This window comes from Agrobacterium sp. K11 (genome assembly GCF_059429395.1).
In genome coordinates this window covers 26,615-41,775 of the sequence record NZ_JCAHRB010000008.1, presented here as the reverse complement: position 1 = coordinate 41,775, position 15,161 = coordinate 26,615, and the positions used below count along the sequence as shown (strand labels likewise).

Sequence of the window (15,161 nt, the reverse complement as noted above, 5' to 3'; positions counted from 1 at the left end):
CGCCCACTGTCACCCAGGCTCTCTTTCGAGAGATGGAGTAGACCACGCGCTCATAAAACTAACGCATCTGGCAGAGTTGCGACAATTGCGACCCCGTCCAGCGCCTCGCGAGTTCGCTGGCATCCATCGTGCCGGGCAGGAGGCTTCCCAGCTCACCGCCGATCTGAATTTGAGCATCGGTGATTTTGCATGCTCTTTCGTTGACTGAAACGATCACCGCAATCTCCGACTGCATCGGTGGCATCTCGAAAAGCGCGTCGGGAGGGCTTTCGCAAGTAACTATGGCCGTAGCTCTGAGAGTGGAGTTTTGATCCACGCCACGGCAAAGTTCTGCGGATTGCACGCGGAAACTGCGAGTTTGGTTGGGTCCGGCTGGGAGCTGCTCACAAACCTGTGCTGAGGAAACTGCCCCTGCAATGAGCGGCCATTCAGGCCGCCCAACCAGAGAAAAGCAATTTGCGAAAACGGGGGCGGCTGAGGCGACGAGCGACGCCATACATACAAACAGCGCTGGGATAGGATGTTTCACGGTACCACGCTCCTCCACGTCTTTCAGACAGTTGTAAAGCTGGATTGCGGCTTTTTCGCTTCGAATGCAGCAGGAGCCGGTTAATCGATCCGTATATGCGCCGTTTGGTCAGGCTTTTCTGGCGGGGAGGATGGCCCACATCCATCTGGTACCTTCTCACGACAACGGATGAATGAGAAAAGTTTAGTCGGCTCCAAGTTTCCTGTGTCAAATGGCATAAAAAAAGAGCGGCCAGAGCCGCCCTTTTTATGGAATATTTACGCCGCCCCTGGCCGATTGATCGTCAGGAAGTGACGAACGACGGGTTTGTCCGGACCAACATGGTAGGTCAGAACCTTTCCCTGCACGTCTGCATCGGCGTTGGAAACCCGCTTGTGCTGGCGGAGGTGCTCAGCCCAGGATTCCACCATGAACCACTCGACGATCTTTTCCGGATCGGCGGAATCTTCCGTCACACCCCACCCATAGGCACCATCGCGGCGGCGTTCTTGAGACAGGTGGTCGAGAGCACGCAGGAAGGCTGAACGATGCTGTTTCTCGACCTTGTACTCGATGAGGATCAGGACAGGACCACGGTCATGAGCAACAGGCTCGGCGACCAGCGGTTCCGGCCAGTGGTTGGACGGCACCATGTCGGCGTCACCAGCCGGGAGCTTTACGCGGTGCATAATGAACCCCGCAACGAGCAAGCCAGCTGCACCGATAAGCAATGTCGTCTGAATTCCAACGGCTTCGCCCACAGCACCCCAGCCGAGGCTGCCCGCCGTCATGGCTCCGTTGAATACGGTCAGATAGACAGCAAGGCCACGCCCACGCACCCAGTTGGGCAGAACAGCCTGGGCTGCCCCGTTCAGGGTCGTCAGGGCGGTGATCCAAGCACCACCGAGGAACAGAAGAGCGATAATGGCGACGATCTTCGGCGGGGCTAGCGAAAGGACACCCATGACAACTGCGGTGATCACCGCTGCGCCAAGAAGCAAACCATCCGAGCTCAGGCGTTCGCGTAGCCTCGGCATGACCAATGCTCCACCGATCGCACCGGCGCCGACCGCACCAAGCAGAATACCGTAGAAGCTGGCATCACCACCCAGCAGTTGACGGGCAACCAGCGGAAGAAGTGCCCAGACGGCACTGGCGAATGCGAAGAAGATGGCGGCACGAAGAAGGACGACATGCAGGGGGCGGCTTGAGCGAGTGTAACGTAGGCCAGCCCTGAACGCGCCGAAGAAGTTCTCTTGTAGAGCGTCGTTGGCGTTTTTGGCACGTGGCCACCACACCAGAGCCGCGATAACGAAGATGTAGCTTGCAACGTCTGCGCCGTAGGTGATCCCCGCCCCGAACGCTGCCAGAAGCAAACCGCCAGCAGCTGGGCCGATGGAACGAGCGATATTGATGCCGAGGGAGTTGAGAGCGACAGCGCTCTTCACGTCCTCGCGTTTCACCAGTTCAGGAACAATCGCCTGCCAGGTCGGGCCCATCAATGCGGCACCAATGCCGCCGAGAAAGGTCAGGCCGATCAGTGCGCTCACGGAAAGCATGCCTGTCTGCGAGAGGACCATCAGCGAGATACTTACGGAGGCCAGCAGGAGCTGGACCGCAATCAGGAACTTGCGGCGATCCAGAATGTCGGTGAGAACGCCTGCCGGAATGGCAAGCAGGAAGATCGGCAATGTTCCGGCCGCCTGAACCATGGCGACTGCAGCAGGCGATGCCGAGAGGTCCGTCATCAGCCATGAGCTTGCGACATCGCGCATGAAGCTTCCGGTATTGCCGAGAACCGTTGCAATCCACAGGACCGCGAAGACGGGCTGTGCGAGAGGAGCAAAGGTGCCCCCGGATGTTTTCGTGGCGCTCATTTACCCGCTCCCTTTGCAAGATCGGCCGCTGCAACGAAGATGAATGCACCGGCCAGACCGATGTGTTCGAAGAAGGCGTTCGTTGCCATCATGCGGTCCATGCCGGGCGCCATTTCCCAGAAGCGAAGAGCAATGAACGTTGCGAGAAGCGTAAAGCCTGCAAGTGCGAGTGCGCCTGCCCAGCGCAGGAAGCCCGAGACCACCATCGCGGAGGCCGTAAGCTCGAACACGATGACGACGACGGCAAAGAGAGCGGCAGGGTGCAGACCGAAATGATTCATCTCAGCAAGCGCGCCATTGAAATCGAAAATCTTGGTGAGTGGACCCTGGATGTAGGCAGCGCAGAGAGCAAGCAGCGATACAGTTCTCGTAATGGGAGAGCCGACGACGCGTGCAAGTCCGCTCAAGGCCGAATTCGATATAGGGGATTGGTAGGTCATATCCTGCTCCTTTTTGGTCGCTGACGTGATCGAGCGGCCGCGTTTGATGGAGCGATATTGGCCGGTGATCGCTCTGCCAACAATTGCAGCAATAGTTTCGATTTAATTGCTAATATTGCAATTATGGGGTCGGATCGCTTGGGCGAACAGAAGTCGCCCAAGCGAGGGCACGATCAGACTGCCCAGCAAGAGCAGCCAAGAGCGCCGAAGAAACCCTTGAGGTCGGCGATCGGAAGTTTCGAGGTCCAGGCTCCCGCATGGTCGTGACGATGCACGCCGCAATCACTGGCGCAGCCACAGGTCGAGATAGCCGTGCGCCTTAGAGACCGCGCGCCAGCACCTTCCGGCTCGCCCCATGCCGCATATCCGCCGAACTTGCGGACTGGAGACCAGTCGGGCATTGCAGGCGGCACGTCGTTCTCGTCGAGCGTTTTGAAGTCACCCGCTCCATAGACGATTTTGCCGCCAACCATGGTCAGCTCCGATACCAGGAACGAGATCTCGTCTTCGGCGCAGGAGAAGAAGTCCTTGTCGGGAACGACAAGGTCGGCGAACTGGCCTTTCTCGATACGGCCTTTCTTGCCTTCTTCATTCGAAAACCATGTGACTTTTTCAGTCCACATCCGCAGAGCCGTCTCGCGATCGAGGCAGTTGGCACGCGGATAGAGTTGCATGCCACCAACCGTCTTGCCGGTCACCATCCAGGACAACGAGACCCAGGGGTTGTAGGAGGCGACGCGGGTCGCATCCGTGCCGGCGGAAACGTTGACGCCCTTGTCGAGCATCTTTCGGATCGGTGGGGTCGCTTCGGCAACGCCTTGGCCATATCGCTCGACAAAATATTCGCCCTGATAGGCCATGCGATGCTGGGTTGCGATGCCGCCACCAAGGGCCGCAATGCGGTCGATGGACCGGTCCGAGATGGTTTCGGCATGGTCGAAGAACCAGTTCAGACCTTCAAGCGGAATGTCCTTGTTGACCTTCTCGAAGACATCAAGCGAACGGGAAATTGTCTCGTCATACGTGGCGTGCATGCGCCATGGCCAACGGTTCTCGGCCAGAACGCGCACCACTTCTTCGAGTTCGCCTTCCATTTCCGGCGCCATTTCCGGACGTGGCTGGCGAAAGTCCTCGAAGTCCGCCGCGGAGAAGACCAGCATTTCGCCGGCACCGTTATGACGGAAATAGTCGTTGCCCTGCTTGTATTTGACTGAAGACGTCCAGTTGAGAAAGTCTTGCTTTTCTTCCTTGGGCTTCTGGGTGAAGAGATTGTAGGCCAGACGCACCGTCATCTGGTTCTCGTCAGAGAGTTTTTGAATGACCTCGTAGTCATCAGGGTAGTTCTGGAAGCCACCGCCTGCATCAATCACACCCGTTACGCCAAGACGATTGAGCTCACGCATGAAATGGCGGGTGGAGTTGACCTGATAGTCGAGAGGCAGTTTGGGTCCCTTGGCAAGGGTGGAGTAGAGAATGCCGGCATTAGGCTTGGCCAGCAACAGGCCAGTCGGATTGCCGTTGGCATCACGGGTGATTTCGCCACCGGGTGGATTGGGCGTATCGCGGGTGTAACCGACGGCGCGCAGTGCAGCGCCGTTCAAGAGCGCGCGGTCATAAAGGTGCAGAAGAAATACTGGGGTATCTGGCGCGACCGCGTTGATCTCCTCGATCGTCGGCAGACGCTTCTCCGCAAACTGGTGTTCGGTGAACCCGCCGACAACACGCACCCATTGCGGGGCTGGCGTTATCGCCACCTGGCGCTTGAGCATGTCCATTGCATCTGCCAGCGAGCGCACGCCGTCCCAGCGCAATTCCATATTGTAGTTTAGCCCGCCACGCACAACGTGGGTGTGGTTATCGATGAGGCCGGGCAGAACGCGCTTGCCCTTGAGATCGACGATCCTGGTGTTGGAACCAGCAAGGGACATGACCTCGCTGTCTGAACCGACTTCAAGAAACAGTCCATCCTTGATGGCGACCGCGGTCGCGTTTGGATTGGTGCGGTCAAGGGTCGTGAAACGACCGTTATGGAGGATCAAGTCTGGGTGCATGGTATCTATTCCGGTCTGGTTGGGATCGGCGGCATTGGCCTTTGAGAAGAGGTTCGAAAACGCCAGGCTCGAGGCCGCTCCAAGGAAGGTTCGGCGCGTCGTCATCAGCTCCGCTCCTCCAAATTGGTTTGCGAACGATGGGCAATCTCCGGAGAATTTCCGCCCTTCGGCATGTGACCGAACATGTGCGGCTTCACCTGCTGGAGCCAGGAAACCGCTGCCGGCTCCTTGCTCCAGAGCGATTTGGCAAGCGGGATGATCTGCTCACCGACGAGAATGCCGAGCAGGCCGACAAGCGCGATAACCGGCGGAGCAGGCGAACGCACGTTGAGCAGGCTGTAGACGATGCCGACCAGCAGACCCGCGCCAAGAGACAGAAGATAGATTTTCATGAGAGTCATCCTCGTTAAAACGGACAACCGCTCCGATGCGTCACCGGAGCGGTTGATCTGGCTTACTTCGCGGGGTTCGGCCCGATGCGCTTGCCATGGCTGACCCGTTCGGCACCGCCGTGGACGTGGGTGACTGCGTAATCGATGCCCATGCCGTAAGCGCCGGAATGCTCCTTCACCAGTGTGGTGACCGCATCGTAGGTTTCCTTGCGAGCCCAGTCGCGCTGCCATTCGAGCAAGACCTGCTGCCAGGTGACGGGTATGACGCCAGCCTGCACCATGCGGTCCATTGCATATTTGTGCGCATCGGAAGAGGTGCCGCCGGAAGCATCGGCGACCATGTAGATTTCGTACTCCGGAACGTCATGCAAAGCAGAGAGTGCAAAGGTCGTGTTGCAGACTTCGGTCCACAGACCGGAGACGACAATCTTCTTGCGGCCGTTGGCAGCATTCTTTGCCAGCGCATCGCGTACGTTCTGATCATCCCAGGAGTTCATCGAGGTGCGTTCAAGGATGTCATTCTGCGGATAGACGGCCAAAAGTTCGGGGAAGGTGTTGCCGGAGAAGCTCTCGGTCTCAACCGTGGTAATCGTGGTTGGCACGTTGAAAATCTTGGCAGCCTTGGCCAAGCCAACAACGTTGTTCTTCAGGGTCTGGCGGTCGATAGACTGAACGCCGAATGCCATCTGCGGCTGCTGATCGATGAAAATGAGCTGGCTGTTGGCGGGGGTAAGAACTTCAAGCTTGGACATGTCAATTCCTCTTCGGTTGTTTTGGACCGCGAATGCGGCCGGTTATGAAATGAGCAGGACCTTTCGGTCGGATGCCGTGCCCAGGGCCACAGCTTCCAAGACCGTCGGGAGGTTGAAACCGATGCTTTCTTTCGCTTGCTGCCTCGGCTGCTGAAAGAAAAGGTAGCGCGACTTGCGACTCCGTAGAATTGCAATATTAATTGCGAATGAATTGCTTTTATCGCAATAATAATCTCTCGATCCGGCTGAGCTGCGGACTTCGCACGGGGCTGCGATACGCGGCCACTCTTTCCGAAAACTTCTGAAGGAAATTTGATGCGCAGAGTCGGCCTTGAAGACCTCTGCAGCGTCCTTGGTTTCGCTGTTCGGTGGGAAGCGATTTGGCTGAATTTGCTCTGCGCGGCACTGCCAGTGAACAACGGTTGCGCGGTGTGTGAGCCGCGTAATCCTTGGCAGTCTGCCGTTGAGTATTGACGCGACAAGATGGCGGGTCACCGTTGGCATTGACGCCCCATATCGCGATCACGTCGCCTTATACTTGATCTGAACAACCGTTATTCCAAATTGCAGGTGGGTTCGTGCGACCAAGGAGCCAAGCCTGTCAAAGCATACTCCCATTCGGGATAGAGCCACGGGCTCACATCAGCCGTGGGATATCGTCAAAGGAGAACGTGGAGAAGCCCGCCGTTGTGGAGTAACTATCCATGGATATGGATAAAGCTATCAGGACGTGGCGGTACCCTCGTCGTAGGCAGAAAACACGCCCGCAACCCAGTCTGCAAATACCCGATACTTCACGCTCGGAAACCGGCCCGCTGGCCTAACTATGTGAACAGGATAACGTGGTGGCGCCCAATCTTGCAGGATGGGGACCAGTGCGCCGCGAGCGATATGGGCGCGTGCCAAGAATTCAAATGTCTGTCCAATACCCAGCCCCGCCAATATTCCATGCAAATGCGCAGTCGCATCACTGGTGGAGAGCTTGATGGGGCTATAGATTTCTATTTTCTCGTCACCATTCATCAATCGCACTGGTGCGGCCTTCAGGCTGCGCGCGAAAAAGTACTGAACGAAAACATGATCACGCTGCAGATCCGATGGCGAAGCTGGCACGCCGTATTTTTCGAGGTACGCCGGGGTGGCGCAGGTTACTATCTCGACGCTGCATAGTTTCTTCGCAACAAGAGATGCGCTGGGCAGATCTCCGGCACGAATGACGCAATCTATTCCCTCTTCAACGATGTCGGCCTGACGTTCTGTCACACCAAGGTGCAACTCGATCTCTGGATAGAGCGCGTAAAACTCTGGCAACCGAGGGATCAGAATCGTATTGGCGAAGGTCCCTCCAACGTCAACACGAAGTTTTCCCCTGGTGGCAAGGCGCCCGCGGGTCGCCTCGTTGTTCATTTCATCGAAATCGGCGATCAGCCGGAGGGCGCGCTCGTAATAAGCAACGCCCTCGGGTGTCACCGTGAGTGAACGTGTCGTTCGTTCCAGCAATTTGAGGCTCAAGCTGGCCTCAAGATCCTGAACAAGCTTGCTCACGGTGGACCGTGGCGCACCCATCGTGCTGGCAGCCTTTGCAAAGGATCCGGCCTCGACGACGCGAACAAAGGCTCTGATTGCTCCCAATTGATCCATTGGCATTTCTCCATAGAAGCCCGATCAGTTGCCACAGACACCAGTGAGCGGGGGTTGTTAGGCAGTCAGCGGCTCGAGATTTGCCTGGATCTGGTCACGGAACGCTTCATACCGGCTCGGCAACTTAAGCGCCTCGCCCAGATGTGCCGTGTCCTCGTCCCGGTCAAACCCCGGCTCGTTCGTGGCAATCTCGAACAACACGCCGCCTGGTGTGCGGAAGTAGATTGCCCAGAAATAATCGCGGTCAATGACGGGCGTAACCTGATAACCGGTGTCCATCAGTGCCTTGCGAACTTCGAGTTGCTTTTCGCGGTTTTCGACGGCAAAGGCGATATGGTGAACCGAACCGGCGCCCTGACGGGCAAACGACGTTTTCGGCAGTGCTGCGACATCAATCGTATCGGCGCCGTTTCCATTGGGAATGATAAAGCGGGTCACGTCACCTTCCTTCTCGGCGCGTTGATACCCCATGAAACCCAGAAGCTCTTCTGTCGCGGCAGTATCGTGCAGGCTGAACCGGGCGCCGGCAAAACCGCGGATAGCTGCATCGCCCGGAATGCCGTCCGCCAGCCACGGAGCGCGGTTGTCATCGGCAGATTCTATCAGCGCCAGACTGTCACCGTCCGGACCCATGAATTGAAGTCTATTGGCGCCAAAGACGGTGTCAGTTTTCAAGCCATCGACACCGTGCGCGGTAAACCGATCCTGCCAGAATTTCAATGCGCCCTTTGGCACAGAGAACTGGGTTTCCCCGACCTCACCAACACCGGGACGACCCAGCATCATGTTCGGGAACGGGAAGTAGGTCATGACGGTGCCTGCGGAGCCGTTCTCGTCACCATAATAAAGGTGGTAGACGTTCGGGTCGTCGAAGTTAACGGTCTGCTTGACGCGACGCAGGCCCAGTGTGTCGGTGAAGAAGCGATTGTTCTGACGCGCATCCGAAGCCATTGAGGTTACGTGATGCAGTCCCTTGATATCCTTGATCATGTCCTTGCCTTTCAATGTCGCCGTTAGTGTTTGGCTGTTGACGAATATCTAGGCCGATTGATCACGCCAGAGAATTGCAATATTCATTTCGACTGCGTTGCTCTTTTTGAAACAATCCCAATGAACGATTACAAAGCTCTGCGAACCTTCCTCCTTGCGGCCGAAAAGCGAAATTTCGCCCAGGTTGCCCGCGAACTCGACATGACGCCGGCTGCAGTCACAAGGGCTATTGCGGCACTTGAAGCCGAACTCGGCGTTCAGCTGTTTGTCCGTACGACCCGGCAAGTGTCGCTGACAACAGACGGTGCGATCTTCGCCGCCCAGATTCAGCCGGCGGTGAAGACGCTTGAAGAAGCGCGCCGCGACGTGATGAACGCTCACAAAGCCGACGAAGGGCGTCTCAGGATCAGTGCGCCGACGTGGTTTGGCAAGGCGGTGCTCCCACCGATCCTCTCCGGCTTCAAAGAGCGGTACCCGAAGATGGGCTTCGAGATATCACTGTCCGACGGACTGGTGAATATCGTTGATGATGACTACGATCTGGCGATCCGCATCTCGTCTCAGCCATCGGACAAGTTCACGATATGGAGGAAAATCCGCGTCGTGCCGCGCATTCTGGTTGCGGCACCGGGAAGCCGGTTTGTCGAGATGCAGCATCCGAACGAGCTGACGCCAGACGATTGCCTCGCCTATAGCGGCGAAAGCCGGCGAGAGAACTGGGTGCTCTCGGACGGCGGCTCGAGCATGACGATATCGGCAGGGCGCGCCTTCAGCGCCAATAATGGTGAGGTTCTGGCCGACATGGCCGCAGATGGAGCAGGCGTTGCCATGCTGCCGAACTTTCATGTCTCGGAACACCTCAAGAGTGGGCGCCTCGTGCACGTCTTCAAGGGCTGGGCTCCACCCGATCTGTGGTTGACCCTCTACTACCCGCCCTATCAGGCTCTGCCTCCCCGCATTGCATCCTTCTCCAAATTCTTCGAGGAGCAGGTTGCGGCGCAGATGGTCATGCTTGATTGATATCCCGGACTGTCCCGCCACAGCGTCCTTGCTGTGCGGAGATCTCGGCCGCGACCCGCGCCTGTAACTGCCAGAGGTTTCGATCGCGAATGCCCTCTGCCTGAAGATCGACGATCGTGTTGTGCAGATACTGGGCGCAGGAACCGCCCTCTCCGCAGGCGCTGGCGATCAGTTTTGCGGTCGTTTCCACCGGTAGCGGCGCCGTGAGACCCGCGCGCTTTGTGCTCGCCCAGAATGTCAGAGCCTTCTGGATGCCGTCAGGCGTTTTGACCTTTACCCAGCGCACCATGTCGATGACTTCCCGATACCTGATTTCGCGGGCGACGAGAGCTCGAAGGTCGTCACGCCGCCGCTCGGACGAGAGTTGCAGGATGACGCCGTCGCACTGTCCACCACGCTCAAGCGCCATCATCAGACCTGGCTGCGCGCTCGTTGCCCGCCAGCGCTCGATTTTCAGGGAAAACGAACGATGCCAGCCATGGGCGGTGGCACGTCGCCTGCCGGCTGGCTTGAACTCAGGATTCCAGATGAGGGAACCGTATGCAAACACCCAGATCGGATCGCTATCGGCTTCACGCTCGATAGCGGCAACCAGAGCGTCAAGTTCTGTTTCAGATAACGGCGTCCAGCCCGGCTCCGGGCCGTCGTCACGGACGTCTCTGATGGTCAGGGCTACAAGCTCGGGCGTCAACTGCATCGTCGTCTCGATCGGTAGTACGGCAAGGATTGCATCAGTGGCCGTGGCAGGTTCCGCCACGGCCACCTCTTATCGTCAGGATCGAATGAATGCCAGAAGATCGGCGTTCAGCACATCGGCATTCACGGTCAGCATGCCATGCGAGAAGCCGGGATAGGTCTTCAGCGAACCATTCTTCAGCAGCTTGGCGGACTTCAGTGCAGAATCCGCGATTGGAACGATCTGATCGTCTTCGCCGTGGAGAACGAGCGTCGGCACCGTGATTGCCTTCAGATCTTCCGTCTGGTCGGTTTCGGAGAAGGCCTTGATGCCATCATAGTGCGCCTTTGCACCGCCCATCATGCCCTGGCGCCACCAATTCTGGATTACGCCTTCCTGAACCTTGGCGCCATCGCGGTTAAAACCGTAGAACGGGCCGGCCGGGACATCGCGGAAGAATTGCGCCCGATTGGCCGCCAGCGCCGAACGGAAGCCGTCGAACACTTCGATCGGCAGGCCTTCGGGATTGGCTGAGGTCTTCAGCATCAGCGGTGGGACTGCCGATACCAGAACGGCCTTGGCTACACGACCGGCCGGCTGACCAAACTTCGCCACATAGCGCGCCACTTCGCCACCGCCGGTGGAATGGCCGATATGCACGGCATTTTTCAGATCCAGCGCTTCGACGACAGCGAAAGCGTCGGCGGCATAGTGGTCCATATCATGCCCTTCGGAAACCTGGGCAGAGCGTCCGTGGCCACGGCGATCATGGGCAACGACCCGGTAACCGTTGGCGAGGAAGAACAGCATCTGGGCATCCCAGTCGTCAGACGATAACGGCCAGCCGTGATGAAATACGATGGGCTGAGCATCCTTGGAGCCCCAATCCTTGTAGAATATTTCGACGCCGTCCTTAGTGGTGATAGTACCCATGGTCTTGTTTCCTTCGATTGATGTGTTGGTGGGGGCAGCGTTTGCTGCGAAGGTGAATACGGGTGAAATGGCCATCGCCGCTGCGGCTGCACCAACTGAAAGCAGTGCGCCACGGCGCGTTATGGAAAAGTCGTTCTGGGTCATTTCACGTCCTGCAAGTGTATGGTTTCGTGTTTCAGGCGACGCCGTTGCTCGTCTGATGCGTGGATATTGCTACCAAGTCGCGGGCACAACAATTGAACTAATAATTCATAGTTTGTTGTGAAATTCGAAATAATACGTTCCGGTCGTTATCGGGACAGTGCGGATTGTCCCGATAACGCGGAATCTATCATTTCTGCTTTGCCGAGACGGCCTTGGCGGCAGCATCGATGGTATCAGCGACGACCGTCGGCTGCGTCATGAACAGGGCGTGGCTTGCTGAGACCTTGGTGATCTTGGCTTTGATGCGTTCGGCCATATGGATCAGCATTGCCTGGTCGAATGCCTTGTCCTCGGTAGCGATCACAGCCCAGCTGGGCTTGGTGCGCCAGGCAGCATGTTCGAGCTTCGTGCCGAACGCCGACATGTTGATCGGGACCTGAGCGTCCCTCATGAACGCAACATCGGCATCGCTAACGTCATGAGCAAAACCAGCCTTGAACTTTGCCGGGCTTACATATCCAAAACCATCCTTCGTGGTTTCGATGACGAATTCCGATGCGGGAGCAAACCCCTGATATTGCTGGGCTGTCGTTTCACCGGCATCTGGTGAGAGCGCAGAGACATAGACAAGGCCAGCAACCTTTTCATCAACGCCCGCTTCTGTAATGACCGTGCCGCCCCAGGAATGTCCGACCAGAATGACCGGACCATCCTGCCGCTCGAGAGCACGCTTTGTGGCGGCAACGTCGTCTCCGAGAGAAGTCAGGGGATTCTGGACGATGGTCACGCGGTAACCACGCTTTGTGAGATTGTCGTAGACACCCTTCCAGCCAGAGCCGTCAGCAAAAGCGCCATGGACGAGCACGACGTTTTTTACGGACTGGTTCTGGGAAATGGTGTCGGCAGCGTTTGCCGGCAGTGCGGCAGACAATGCGGCGGCGGCAATTGCAGAAAGGGCGGTTGCGGAGTTGCGTGTCATGGCTTCTTCCTTTTTTGTTTTGCGATAACTGTTATCGCGATATACATAAGCTGACAGATGCCGATGCTTCCGTCAAGATAATTCTTATCGCGATATTTATTTTTGCCGTATGATTGGCTATATGTGTGTGTGAAGGAGCCTAGAATGACCATACGTCACAACAATCCACCGCCCTTGCACGACCAGCTGTGCTACGCAATTTATACTGCCGGCATTGCCATCCAGCGCGCTTACAAGCCCCTTCTGGATGAGCTGGGGCTGACGTACCCGCAATATCTCGTGCTAAACGTGCTTTGGAGCGGAGATGAGCAAACCGTTGGCGCCATTGCAAACGCCCTCGCATTGGAATCGAGCACACTGACGCCGCTCTTGAAGCGCCTTGAGACAGCCGGCTTGTTGCGCAGGACCAGAAACCTCAGCAATGAGCGGCAGGTGGTGATCGCGTTGACCGAGGAAGGCCGCGCATTGCAGCACAGGGCGGGCTGCCTCAGCGACACCTTGCTTGCAGCTTCAATGCAAACTCCAAAGGAGCTGGCCGATCTGAACCACGACGTCCGCCATCTCCGCGACGCGATCTATTCACAGATCGGCGGGTGGGACGCGCCCGCCTGATCTGCAGGCGCATCTCGGAACCTACGCTGTCGGCACCGTCCCCCCATCAATTGTGTATTCGGTACCAGTAATCGAAGCCGCGCGGTCGGAAGCGAGGAAGGCGATCAGGTTTGCGACCTCTTCCGGTTTTGCCGGGCGGCCGAGCGGAATGCCGCCCAGTCCATCCATGATGATCTTCTTGCCACCCTCAAGGTCAGTTCCGGCCTGCTTCGCCAGGCGCTCTGCAAGGTGGACGGAGGCTTCCGTTTCGATCCAGCCCGGCGAAACCCGAACGACGCGCACGCCTTTGGGCGACACTTCCTTCGACATCGCCTTGCTATAGGTCGAAAGTGCCGCTTTCGCTGCGGCATAGGCTGTTGTCGATTCCGGAAGCGGCAGGACTCTCTGGATGGATGTCACATGCACGACGACGCCGCTTCCCCGGGCGACCATATCCGGGACCAGTTGCCGATCCAGTCGGACAGCCGGATAAAGGTTTAGCGACATTTCCTTGTGCCAGTCATCCTCCGACAGGGCAGAAAAGCCGCCCCCCGATGCTGAGGAGCCACCCAGCATATGGACGATGACATCGACGCCGCCAAGGCGCCGCCGCGTGGCCTCTGCGACGATTTCACATCCCTCTTCGGTGCTCAGGTCCGCATCGACGAACAATTCTTCCGGCATGTTTTCCGGACGGGCACGCGCTGTCGTCAGCACCTTTGCGCCGAGTTCGCGAAACAGGCTGACGGTCGCAGCGCCAGCACCCTTGGTTCCAGCCGTAATGAGTGCGCGTTTGCCTTTCAGATTGAGAAAGTCGGTCATGACCGGATCTCCAGCCTGACGATCCTGTCGTCCTTGATCGTGAAGGCATGGATTAGCATCACCGGACTACCGGGAAACTTGCCCCTCACCCTCGCCCGCACGAGTACCTTGTCACCGTCAACCGTGGTTTCCACAGGTTCGGCAACGTATTGAGCCGACCTCTTGGCGGCCATCCACCATTGACGGATGGCGGCAGTGCCCTGATAGCGGGCATTCTCGTCCTCGACCACCGCATCGACATCAAGCGTTTGCAACAGCCCGTCGGCATCGTTGCGGGTGTCGGCGTCAAAATACATATTCACAACTTGGGGCATATCCATCTTATTTCTCCTTGTGAGGTGCCCCTAAGTTAGTGCTCTACCATTGCATGGATAAGTGGGATAAATAAGCACGTGATGTTGAACAGATCGGGATAATGGAACAGTTAAACATTAGGGAACTCGAAGCAGTCATCGCGATCGCCAGGCGCGGGACGTTTCGCGCAGCGGCTATCGATCTCGGTATGTCCACAACTGCGCTCAGCCACACCATCGGCAGGCTTGAGGCGGGGCTCGGCGTACGATTGTTCAATCGCACCACGCGCAGCGTCTCGCTGACAGATGCCGGCAGGCTCTTTGTACAGCAGGTTGCGCCTTCGCTTCAGGACCTTCATGCCGCTCTGGAAACGGTGCGCTCTCAACGCGAGACACCGTCTGGAACGATACGCATCAATGCGGCACCGTTTGCAGCACGCGCCATCATCTCACCGCTCGTGCTTGAGTTCCTGCGTCGCTATCCCGAGATGAATGTCGATCTGGTCACGGAAGGAAAAATGGTTGATATCGTCAATGACGGTTTTGATCTGGGCGTCAGGGTGGCAGGTCTCGTTCCCAGCGACATGATTGCCGTTTCGCTCGGCCGGCCACAGCGACACGCTGTTGTCGGTTCTCCGGACTATTTCGCACAACATCCCAAACCCGTGGTTCCTCCGGATCTTCTCAATCACAGATGCATTCGCGTTCGCTTGCCGGACGGCTCACTGTTTCGATGGCGGTTTGAAAAAGACGACGAGCCGGTGCAAATCGATGTGCGAGGCCCGATCACACTCGATGAAGCGGGCCTTGTGAGGACTTCGGTGCTGGAAGGTACCGGCCTGGGCTATACCATGGAAGAGGAAGTGCTTCCCGACATCAAAGCGGGGCGCCTTGTCCGGGTGCTGGAGGACTGGACACCACCGTATCCGGGGCTCTGCCTGTATTATCCCGGGCGCCGCAATCTGTCGGCTGGAGTGAAAGCGTTTCTTGATCTGGCCCGCGAGCTTTCGCGACGAGCGGCTGACTAACCCGCTGACCTCGCATTTGTAGTG

Annotated in this window: 16 protein-coding genes; 3 read left to right on the top strand and 13 right to left on the bottom strand. The window is 57.6% G+C overall.

Annotated features, from left to right (window positions below):
• Nucleotides 1–58: 58 nt before the first annotated feature.
• From AC5SEO_RS15110 to AC5SEO_RS15075, 8 genes are all read right to left on the bottom strand, one after another.
• Nucleotides 59–496 (bottom strand): hypothetical protein, encoded by a 438-nt coding sequence (locus tag AC5SEO_RS15110; RefSeq protein ID WP_495363898.1) that lies wholly within the window; start codon nucleotides 494–496, stop codon nucleotides 59–61.
• Between the two features lie 290 nt (nucleotides 497–786).
• The gene (locus AC5SEO_RS15105; RefSeq protein WP_174069048.1) at nucleotides 787–2,385 is read right to left on the bottom strand and encodes an MFS transporter; all 1,599 of its coding nucleotides are present in this window, start codon (nucleotides 2,383–2,385) and stop codon (nucleotides 787–789) included.
• Nucleotides 2,382–2,825 (bottom strand): DoxX family protein, encoded by a 444-nt coding sequence (locus AC5SEO_RS15100; protein ID WP_019566826.1) that lies wholly within the window; start codon nucleotides 2,823–2,825, stop codon nucleotides 2,382–2,384. The genes AC5SEO_RS15105 and AC5SEO_RS15100 overlap by 4 nt, the downstream gene beginning before the upstream one ends.
• A gap of 173 nt (nucleotides 2,826–2,998) precedes the next feature.
• Nucleotides 2,999–4,981: an amidohydrolase gene (locus tag AC5SEO_RS15095; RefSeq protein ID WP_174069047.1), complete on the bottom strand. Its 1,983-nt coding sequence runs from the start codon at nucleotides 4,979–4,981 to the stop codon at nucleotides 2,999–3,001.
• On the bottom strand, nucleotides 4,981–5,268 hold the full coding sequence (locus tag AC5SEO_RS15090; protein ID WP_003519470.1) for a XapX domain-containing protein: 288 nt from the start codon (nucleotides 5,266–5,268) through the stop codon (nucleotides 4,981–4,983). The genes AC5SEO_RS15095 and AC5SEO_RS15090 overlap by 1 nt, the downstream gene beginning before the upstream one ends.
• Nucleotides 5,269–5,330: 62 nt before the next feature.
• On the bottom strand, nucleotides 5,331–6,020 hold the full coding sequence (locus AC5SEO_RS15085) for a hydrolase (RefSeq protein ID WP_013762171.1): 690 nt from the start codon (nucleotides 6,018–6,020) through the stop codon (nucleotides 5,331–5,333).
• A 723-nt stretch (nucleotides 6,021–6,743) separates the two neighbouring features.
• The gene (locus AC5SEO_RS15080; protein ID WP_013762169.1) at nucleotides 6,744–7,661 is read right to left on the bottom strand and encodes a LysR family transcriptional regulator; all 918 of its coding nucleotides are present in this window, start codon (nucleotides 7,659–7,661) and stop codon (nucleotides 6,744–6,746) included.
• Nucleotides 7,662–7,718: 57 nt separating this feature from the next.
• Entirely contained in the window at nucleotides 7,719–8,651 is a 933-nt protein-coding gene (locus AC5SEO_RS15075) for a VOC family protein (protein WP_003519234.1), read from the bottom strand.
• Between the two features lie 120 nt (nucleotides 8,652–8,771).
• Here AC5SEO_RS15075 and AC5SEO_RS15070 point away from each other — a divergent pair, with 120 nt between their 5' ends.
• Nucleotides 8,772–9,671, top strand: a complete 900-nt coding sequence (locus AC5SEO_RS15070; protein WP_003519235.1) for a LysR family transcriptional regulator — start codon at nucleotides 8,772–8,774, stop codon at nucleotides 9,669–9,671.
• On the opposite strand, the gene AC5SEO_RS15065 is transcribed toward AC5SEO_RS15070, so the two are convergent.
• From AC5SEO_RS15065 to AC5SEO_RS15055, 3 genes are all read right to left on the bottom strand, one after another.
• On the bottom strand, nucleotides 9,658–10,368 hold the full coding sequence (locus AC5SEO_RS15065) for a gamma-glutamylcyclotransferase (protein WP_025595163.1): 711 nt from the start codon (nucleotides 10,366–10,368) through the stop codon (nucleotides 9,658–9,660). The genes AC5SEO_RS15070 and AC5SEO_RS15065 overlap by 14 nt on opposite strands.
• Nucleotides 10,369–10,443: 75 nt before the next feature.
• Nucleotides 10,444–11,424: an alpha/beta fold hydrolase gene (locus AC5SEO_RS15060; protein ID WP_174069045.1), complete on the bottom strand. Its 981-nt coding sequence runs from the start codon at nucleotides 11,422–11,424 to the stop codon at nucleotides 10,444–10,446.
• Between the two features lie 187 nt (nucleotides 11,425–11,611).
• Nucleotides 11,612–12,403 carry an alpha/beta fold hydrolase gene (locus AC5SEO_RS15055; RefSeq protein WP_174069043.1) on the bottom strand — a complete coding sequence of 264 codons (792 nt, stop codon included), beginning with the start codon at nucleotides 12,401–12,403 and terminating at the stop codon, nucleotides 11,612–11,614.
• 144 nt (nucleotides 12,404–12,547) lie between these two features.
• Between AC5SEO_RS15055 and AC5SEO_RS15050 the strand changes: the two genes are divergently transcribed.
• A complete protein-coding gene (locus AC5SEO_RS15050) occupies nucleotides 12,548–13,015 on the top strand; it encodes a MarR family winged helix-turn-helix transcriptional regulator (protein WP_003519242.1) in 468 nt (155 codons plus the stop codon).
• Between the two features lie 21 nt (nucleotides 13,016–13,036).
• On the opposite strand, the gene AC5SEO_RS15045 is transcribed toward AC5SEO_RS15050, so the two are convergent.
• Together AC5SEO_RS15045 and AC5SEO_RS15040 are read right to left on the bottom strand one after the other, a co-directional pair.
• Nucleotides 13,037–13,816 (bottom strand): SDR family oxidoreductase, encoded by a 780-nt coding sequence (locus tag AC5SEO_RS15045; protein WP_019566821.1) that lies wholly within the window; start codon nucleotides 13,814–13,816, stop codon nucleotides 13,037–13,039.
• Nucleotides 13,813–14,136, bottom strand: coding sequence for a nuclear transport factor 2 family protein (locus AC5SEO_RS15040; protein ID WP_174069042.1), 324 nt, complete (start codon nucleotides 14,134–14,136; stop codon nucleotides 13,813–13,815). Before AC5SEO_RS15040 ends, AC5SEO_RS15045 begins: the two co-directional genes overlap by 4 nt.
• A gap of 95 nt (nucleotides 14,137–14,231) precedes the next feature.
• On the opposite strand from AC5SEO_RS15040, the gene AC5SEO_RS15035 reads away from it, so the two are divergent.
• Complete coding sequence (locus AC5SEO_RS15035; protein WP_174069040.1) at nucleotides 14,232–15,137, top strand: LysR family transcriptional regulator; 906 nt, start codon at nucleotides 14,232–14,234, stop codon at nucleotides 15,135–15,137.
• The last annotated feature ends 24 nt before the right edge of the window (nucleotides 15,138–15,161 follow it).

What these genes read in the sequence shown, in the direction of transcription:
- AC5SEO_RS15040 (WP_174069042.1), bottom strand. Translation starts at nt 14,136, where the DNA reads ATGGATATGCCCCAAGTTGTGAATATGTATTTTGACGCCGACACCCGC.
- AC5SEO_RS15105 (WP_174069048.1), bottom strand. Translation starts at nt 2,385, where the DNA reads ATGAGCGCCACGAAAACATCCGGGGGCACCTTTGCTCCTCTCGCACAG.
- AC5SEO_RS15100 (WP_019566826.1), bottom strand. Translation starts at nt 2,825, where the DNA reads ATGACCTACCAATCCCCTATATCGAATTCGGCCTTGAGCGGACTTGCA.
- AC5SEO_RS15035 (WP_174069040.1), top strand. Translation starts at nt 14,232, where the DNA reads ATGGAACAGTTAAACATTAGGGAACTCGAAGCAGTCATCGCGATCGCC.
- AC5SEO_RS15050 (WP_003519242.1), top strand. Translation starts at nt 12,548, where the DNA reads ATGACCATACGTCACAACAATCCACCGCCCTTGCACGACCAGCTGTGC.
- AC5SEO_RS15065 (WP_025595163.1), bottom strand. Translation starts at nt 10,368, where the DNA reads ATGCAGTTGACGCCCGAGCTTGTAGCCCTGACCATCAGAGACGTCCGT.
- AC5SEO_RS15085 (WP_013762171.1), bottom strand. Translation starts at nt 6,020, where the DNA reads ATGTCCAAGCTTGAAGTTCTTACCCCCGCCAACAGCCAGCTCATTTTC.
- AC5SEO_RS15080 (WP_013762169.1), bottom strand. Translation starts at nt 7,661, where the DNA reads ATGGATCAATTGGGAGCAATCAGAGCCTTTGTTCGCGTCGTCGAGGCC.
- AC5SEO_RS15110 (WP_495363898.1), bottom strand. Translation starts at nt 496, where the DNA reads ATGGCGTCGCTCGTCGCCTCAGCCGCCCCCGTTTTCGCAAATTGCTTT.
- AC5SEO_RS15055 (WP_174069043.1), bottom strand. Translation starts at nt 12,403, where the DNA reads ATGACACGCAACTCCGCAACCGCCCTTTCTGCAATTGCCGCCGCCGCA.
- AC5SEO_RS15075 (WP_003519234.1), bottom strand. Translation starts at nt 8,651, where the DNA reads ATGATCAAGGATATCAAGGGACTGCATCACGTAACCTCAATGGCTTCG.
- AC5SEO_RS15070 (WP_003519235.1), top strand. Translation starts at nt 8,772, where the DNA reads ATGAACGATTACAAAGCTCTGCGAACCTTCCTCCTTGCGGCCGAAAAG.
- AC5SEO_RS15090 (WP_003519470.1), bottom strand. Translation starts at nt 5,268, where the DNA reads ATGAAAATCTATCTTCTGTCTCTTGGCGCGGGTCTGCTGGTCGGCATC.
- AC5SEO_RS15095 (WP_174069047.1), bottom strand. Translation starts at nt 4,981, where the DNA reads ATGACGACGCGCCGAACCTTCCTTGGAGCGGCCTCGAGCCTGGCGTTT.
- AC5SEO_RS15045 (WP_019566821.1), bottom strand. Translation starts at nt 13,816, where the DNA reads ATGACCGACTTTCTCAATCTGAAAGGCAAACGCGCACTCATTACGGCT.
- AC5SEO_RS15060 (WP_174069045.1), bottom strand. Translation starts at nt 11,424, where the DNA reads ATGACCCAGAACGACTTTTCCATAACGCGCCGTGGCGCACTGCTTTCA.